Below are 6,506 nucleotides of genomic sequence, written 5' to 3'. Positions count from 1 at the left end.
CGGTCGCCGATGGTGCCGGGGCGGACGCAGGGTGGCCGCTGTGGCGGGAGTCGTGCTGCGCCGGGGTGCCGACGCTGCCGTCGCCCGCCGCGCGCGAAGCGTCGGCCGTATCGCGTGGCGTCGGGTCCGCATCGGTGGCGTGGGTTTCCCCGTGTGCGCCCGTGCCGACGGCGTCGGGTACGTCGCGCGTGTCTGCTCCGCCGCCGCCCGTGGGGTGTACGTGCGCTCCGAGAGCGTCGCCGGATGGTGAGGGGAGCCGGTTCGGTGCGTCGGCGTCGTCGCTCGCGCGGCGAATCAGGGTGCTGCGCAGCAGGTCGTGGTGGTCCACCAGGGTTTGGATCGCCGCGGCCAGGCGGGTGCGGTCGAGGTCGGCGGGCAGGTCGATCAGGGCGGCCTGGGCGAAGCGCGGCCAGGTGTCGCCCTGCTCGAGCATGGCGTGCACGATCGGGGTGAGGGGGATCGGGCCGGTGCCGCCGCCGGGGAGTTCGCGCACCTGGAGCGCGGTGACGTCGGTGGCGGCGGCGGCCAGGGCGGCGACGGTCTTGTGCTCGAACACATCCCGGGCTCGCAGCCCCAGACCAGCGGCCTTGGCTCGGGCCACCAGCTGGATGGCGACGATGCTGTCGCCGCCCAGGGCGAAGAAGTTGTCGTCCGCGCCGACCTCGTCCAGTCCGAGCACATCGGCGAAGACGGCGGCGAGGGCGCGCTCACGCGGCGTGTCCGGGGCGCGGCCGGCGCGGGCGCGGGTGCCGAAATCGGGTGCGGGCAGCGCCTTCCGGTCCACCTTGCCCGCCGGGGTGAGCGGCAGGCCGTCCAGCACCATGATGGCCGTCGGCACCATGTAGCCGGGAAGCTGTTGCGCGACGGTGGCTTTCACCGACTCCGGATCGACCGCCGCGGCGGGGTCGGCGCGGACGTAGGACACCAGCGCCGTCGCTCCGGCCGGGGTGTTCGCGCCGACCGTCACCACCATCTCGACGCCCGGATGCCGCGCCACCGCCGCATCCACTTCGCCCAGTTCGATGCGGAATCCGCGCACCTTCACCTGGGTGTCGCCGCGCCCGGCGTACTCCAGGCTCCACGTTCCGGCGACCGCACGCCAGCGCACCAGATCGCCGGTGCGGTACATGCGTTCACCCGCCGCGCAGGGATTCGCCACGAATCGTTCCGCGGTCAGGCCGATGCGCTGGTGATAGCCGCGCGCCAGACCCGGGCCGCCGAGGTACAGCTCACCGGTCGACCCGGGCGGCACCGGCCGCAGCCAGGGATCCAGCACCACCGCGGTGACACCGCGCGCGGGTCCGCCGATGGTGATCGGGTCACCGGCGGCCAGGGGTGCGCTCAGGGTGGCGGTCACCGTCGTCTCGGTCGGCCCGTACCCGTTGAGCACCCGGCGTCCGGCCCAGCGGGCGACCAGTTCCGGCGGACACGCCTCACCGCCGACCACCACCGTGCGCACCCGGGGCAGCGTCTCCGGTTCGAGTGAACCCGCCACCACCGGGGTCACATTCAGATGGGTGACCTCGTGCGCGCGCAGCACCCGCGCCAACTCCTCACCCGCGTAGGCGGCGGGCGGCACCACGGCCACGGTCGCGCCCGCCGCGAAGGCGACGAGCAGTTCCTCCACGGAGATGTCGAAGCTCGGCGACACCGCGTGCGCCATCACCGCGCCCGCGTCCACACCGAAGGCCGCGCCGGAGCCGGTGGCCAGATTCGCCAGGCCGCGATGGGTCACGCCGACGCCCTTGGGCAGCCCGGTGGAGCCGGAGGTGTAGATGAGGTAGGCCGGCTGGTCGATGCGCGGCGGCGAGCGCCGGTCGGCATCGGTCACGGGCGTGGAATCCGCTGCGGCGAGGGCGGATTCGGTGTCCGCGTGGTCCAGTACCAGCCAGCGCACCCGGTCGGGCAGCCCCCCGCGCGCGGCGGCGACGGTCACCCCGGCCACCACGCCGCTGTCGGCGAGCATGTGCTCGATGCGGTCGACGGGATAGTCCGGGTCGACGGGCACGAACGCGGCCCCGGTCAGCGCCACCGCCCACATGGCCAGCACCGACTCCGCCGAGCGCGGAATCGACACCGCCACGGCGCGTTCGGGTTCCGCCCCGGCGGCGATGAGCACCCGGGCCAGCCGCCGGGTGTACTCGCTCACCTCGCGATAGGTGAGCACGGTGTCGTGGGCACGCAATGCCACGGCCCCGGGATCGAGCGCCGCCCCGGCCTCGAGCAGCTCCGGCAGCGTGCGGGCAGCGGTCCCGGCCGGTCCGCGCGCGGGGACGAGTTCGCGCTCGTCGTCGGCCAGCACGGTGAGCGCCGCCAGCCGCGTATCCGGTCCGGCGGCCAGGAACGAGTGCAGGTAGGCCAGGAACCGCCCGTGCAGCGACACCAGCTCGGCCTCGTCGTAGCGGTTCGGGTTGGCCTGGAAGTCGATGTGGGTGCTCTCGCCGCCCACCCCGGGGTAGACGTTGACGAACAGATCCTCGATGAGTCCGGAGGTGAGCACGTGCAGCCGCCCGGTCACACCGCCGAGCCGGATGCGGCTGTCCACCAGCATGAGATTGACCGTCGGCCCGAACGAGCCCACCTCGTCCATGGACCAGCCGAGGTCGCGGACGATGTCCTCCTGCCGGTACCGCTGCCGCCGCAGCGCGGCCGTCAGCTCGCTCTGGGTGGCGCGGATCAGCTCGTCCACGGTGCGGGTGGGTGACTGCCGCAGCCGCAGCGGCACCACATTGGCCATCATGCCGCCGGAGCGGCGCAGCGCGGCGGTGGTGCGTCCGGAGACCGGCAGGCTGAGCACGATCTCCGGCGCACCGGTCAGCGCTCCCAGGAAGGCCGAGAAGGCGGCGACGATGACGGGTGCGGCGCTGGTGGACAGCCGGGCCACCAGCTCGTCGAGCAGGGCGGCGGTCTCCGCGGGCAGGGCGCGGCTGAGCAGCCGCGGATGGGCGTCCACCGCATCGCTGTGACGACCCAGCCGCACCGGTTCGGCCAGCCCCGTCAGATGCTCCCGCCAGTACTCGCGGTCGGCGGCGATGCGGTCCGAATTCCGGTAGGCCGCATCGGCGTCCACGATCCCGCGCAGATCCTCGGCCCGGCCCGGCGGGATCTCGCGCCCCGCCGCGGCGGCGTTGTAGATCTCGCCGGTGCGCTGCAGCATGGTGAGCGCGCCGACGCCGTCGAGCGCGATGTGGTGGAAGCGCGAGTACCAGAACCAGCGGTCCTCGCCCAGCCGCAGCATGGTGACCTGGCAGAGCCGGTCACGCAGCGGGTCCAGCGGCGCGGTGTACTCCGCGCGCATCCAGGCGTGCGCGGCCGCCTCCGGGTCGGGCGACGCGCGCAGGTCGATCGTGTCGATGGCGTCGTCGAGCGTGGTGTCGACGACCTGGTAGGGCAGGTCGTCGAGTTCGAGCAACCGCAGATAGCCGGTGCCGAATTCCTGACCCGCCCGGCGGGCCGCCGCCGCCAGCAGCGCCACGTCCACCGCGCCGACGAACTCGACGTACTGGGCGATGGAGACGGGCGTGTCACCGGCGAGGTGCTGGGCGAACCAGATGCCGCGCTGGGCGGCGGACAGCGGGAAGGGCGCGGCCGGACCGGTGGCGGCGCCGGCCGGGGCGGGGGACAGGGCGGAACTCGAAACCATGAACAGTCCTGCGTGCTGGTGAGATGCCGTGCTGGTGAGGTGAAGCGGCTCAGGACGCCTTCCTCGCCGTCTGTCGTTCCGCGTCGGTGATCGGCGCGTCGGAACCGGTCAGGTACTGCACCAGCGTGGAGCGCTCGTCCAGCACCAGCCAGCGGGTGGTGTCGGCCGTGCGCGGCTTGCCCTCCTTGGTGGTCACGCCGAAATCGGCGCGGGCGGAGGAGGTTTCGGTGCCGAGCGGGACCGGGGTGGCGCCCGTCTTGGTAATGGCCAGACGTGCGACCACCGATTCGAGTCGCGGGGTTCCCGCGATGGCGACCCGGGTGCCGGGGCGGGCTCCGAGCCGCAGCAGCATCCGCGCCAGGCGGTTGGACCAGCGCTCCAGCTCGCCGTAGGAGAGCGCGCAGTCGGCCGCCGTCACCGCGATGGCAGCCGGGTCGAGCGCGGCGGCGACCGGCTCGGTCGCGCCCGGGCGGAGAGCGACCAGTGTTGCGGACGAATCGACCGGCTTGCACATGAATATCATCCCCTCGGATGTGGTGATCTGTGGCGCTGTTGGGATGTATTCAGACTCGCGGTCGGCGAGTTCATCCGACAGCAACCTCAGTGCGGGGGATCACCTCTCCGAGGGTGCGGAATCCTCACCCAAGGTGTATTGATCACCCGGGGGAATCGGTGCGTCTACGTGGACTGGCGCAGCTCCTCGATGACCTTCTCGATCAGTTCCTCGGAGTTGCGGGGGCTCAGCGCCATGGCGCGCAGCTGGTCGAACATCACCCCGTAGCGGCGTACCTCGACGTGCCCTTCGATGATCTCGTCGCTGGCGATGCCCTCCACGTAGACCAGTTCCGGGTCGGCCGGGTTCTGGAAGTCCAGCACTACGAAGGATCCGGCCATCCCCGGATGCGCACCCGCGTCGAAGGGCAGCAGTTGCAGGATGACATTGCGCTGTGCCGCATCATTGAGCAATCGCTCCAACTGCTCGATCATGACCGCCGGTCCGCCGACCATGCGGCGAATCACGGCCTCGTCCAGCACCACCCAGAGTTCGAGCGGCTCCTCCTTGGTGAGCACTTTGGCGCGTTCGACCCGGGCGCGGACCCGCTGGCCGCGTACCTCATCGGAAATCTTGGGCCACGACGTCTGCATGATCGCGTCGGCGTACGCCTCGGTCTGCAAGAGTCCGGGGATGTAGCTCGCCTGGAAGAAGCGGGCCGACAGGGCCTCCGCCTCGAAGTTGATGTACGCGCCGTAGACCTCGCCGACCGCAGCCTCGAACGGGCGTGCCAGACCAGGCTTCTGTGCGTCGGTCAGCAACTGCAAGGCATCTGAACGGTGCGGCTCGCCGATATCGTACAGGTCGAGCATGGCCGTGAGGGTGCGGCGTTGCGGGCGCGCCTGGGCGGTCTCGATCCGATACAGGGTGGTGACATTGATGCCGGTACGACCGCTGACCTCCTCCTTGCTGAGTCCGGACTGCTCGCGCAGTTCTTTGAGCATCTTCGCGAGTCTGCGCAAACCCACGGTCAACACGGTGCGCTTGCCTGCCATGTCCAACCCTTTCGCCTAGCGCACGAGTTAGAACGCAGTATTGCGTTCTTGCATTTGTAAGAGCATGATCCAGCTAGCCTAGTTCTTGTACGACCGATCCGATGAGCGGTACAGCTGAATCCGGAGACCAATCATGTTGGTGCGAATAGTGATGTTGTCGGGAACGTTCTGGGAGTCGCGATGACCATATCCATAGCCGGCGGGCTGCCGACCGCCCCGCAATTGCTCTGCGCCTTCCAGGGCCGGCGTTTCCAGGACCGGGTTCTGCTCCGGTCGGCGCACGCGCTCGCGGAACTGCACGAACGCCGCGCGCAGGTGGCCGACCCGCTCCTTGCCGCCGAGATCGATTGTCGGCGCGGCGAACTCGTTGACGATATCAACGAATGGGTGGAACGGGAACTGCCGCAGCATCGCAACGGCGCCGCCCTGCACACCGAGAGCCTGGGCGCGGTGGTGGACCGGATGGCCCGGAGCTGGGTGGAGGCCAACCAGGTCATCGACCACGAGGGCGCGGCCAGCGACAATACCCATAAACACTGGTATCACCTCGCCGAACTCGTTGACGGCTACACTGATCTCGTAATCGACGTGGCCGGAGGCCGTCGCCGTTTACCTGAGCAGTGACTCCCGAAATGCGTTGACACGATTGATTGCATTGCTACAGAGCCATTGTCGTCAGCGGAGACGTCAATAGAGCGGTCTATCCGACCAATAGCTCGCTCGAAACGTTGGACGTCGCCCGCCACAAGACGGCGGGCGCAACGGGGCGCCCCGCCCGGCGTGCCGCGTGGTCGACTGGCGCGGCACGCCCGTACCCGGTATCGCGTTGCAATACCCCATATCGCTGTGATTTCCGGCAAGGCGGCTACCGCAATTGCCCACCGCATAACTACACACCATTCGGTTTCTTACGAATGGATTCATCGGTGCTCGCGAATGGAGTTCGATGGTGAACGAAGCTGATTCGACTGCTGCGGCATTCCGCGGGCAGGCCGCGGCGGGGGCGTTTCGCATGGATACGGACGCGGCGCGGGGATGCGCCGCGAACTTCCTGCGATTCGCGGCGGCGATGGAACCGCAGCGGTCCCGGGCGGTGCGCACGCACCGCCTCACCGGCTTCGGCGGCTTCGATTCGGCCCGGCAGTTGCGGTGCGGATTCGAGCACAAGGGCGTCGAACTGAGTCGCTCGCTGTCGGAGCTGCGCGATGCCGCGGTACGGATGGCGGAGGTGTATCTCCTCGCCGGCGGCCTCATCGAGGAAGCCGATCATTTGCCCGGCCCGGGCCCCCCCCCCCCGCCCCGGGGGGCCGCCCCC

6 protein-coding genes are annotated in these 6,506 nt (G+C 70.2%); 2 read left to right on the top strand and 4 right to left on the bottom strand.

All coding sequences use genetic code 11. The features are described 5' to 3' along the window. The 4 genes from QK444_RS30465 to QK444_RS30450 all read right to left on the bottom strand — a co-directional run. Window positions 1–3,643: amino acid adenylation domain-containing protein (locus QK444_RS30465; RefSeq protein WP_282785556.1), on the bottom strand; the 3,643-nt coding region annotated here is incomplete at its 3' end. Window positions 3,644–3,692: 49 nt separating this feature from the next. Next, the gene (locus tag QK444_RS30460; RefSeq protein ID WP_039816308.1) at window positions 3,693–4,157 is read right to left on the bottom strand and encodes an AMP-binding protein; all 465 of its coding nucleotides are present in this window, start codon (window positions 4,155–4,157) and stop codon (window positions 3,693–3,695) included. 164 nt (window positions 4,158–4,321) lie between these two features. Continuing rightward, window positions 4,322–5,191, bottom strand: coding sequence for a helix-turn-helix transcriptional regulator (locus tag QK444_RS30455; RefSeq protein ID WP_282785555.1), 870 nt, complete (start codon window positions 5,189–5,191; stop codon window positions 4,322–4,324). A gap of 78 nt (window positions 5,192–5,269) precedes the next feature. Continuing rightward, window positions 5,270–5,602, bottom strand: a complete 333-nt coding sequence (locus tag QK444_RS30450) for a hypothetical protein (RefSeq protein WP_282785554.1) — start codon at window positions 5,600–5,602, stop codon at window positions 5,270–5,272. Here QK444_RS30450 and QK444_RS30445 point away from each other — a divergent pair. Together QK444_RS30445 and QK444_RS30440 are read left to right on the top strand one after the other, a co-directional pair. After that, a complete protein-coding gene (locus QK444_RS30445) occupies window positions 5,579–5,815 on the top strand; it encodes a DUF4254 domain-containing protein (RefSeq protein WP_282785553.1) in 237 nt (78 codons plus the stop codon). The two genes, QK444_RS30450 and QK444_RS30445, sit on opposite strands and share 24 nt — an antisense overlap. A gap of 322 nt (window positions 5,816–6,137) precedes the next feature. After that, a partial coding sequence (locus tag QK444_RS30440) for a hypothetical protein (RefSeq protein WP_282785552.1) occupies window positions 6,138–6,506 on the top strand: 369 nt, incomplete at its 3' end.

The organism is Nocardia sp. CC201C, from assembly GCF_030010695.1.
In the GTDB taxonomy this organism is placed as follows: domain Bacteria; phylum Actinomycetota; class Actinomycetes; order Mycobacteriales; family Mycobacteriaceae; genus Nocardia; species Nocardia otitidiscaviarum.
This window is presented reverse-complemented; position numbering and strand designations above follow the sequence as displayed.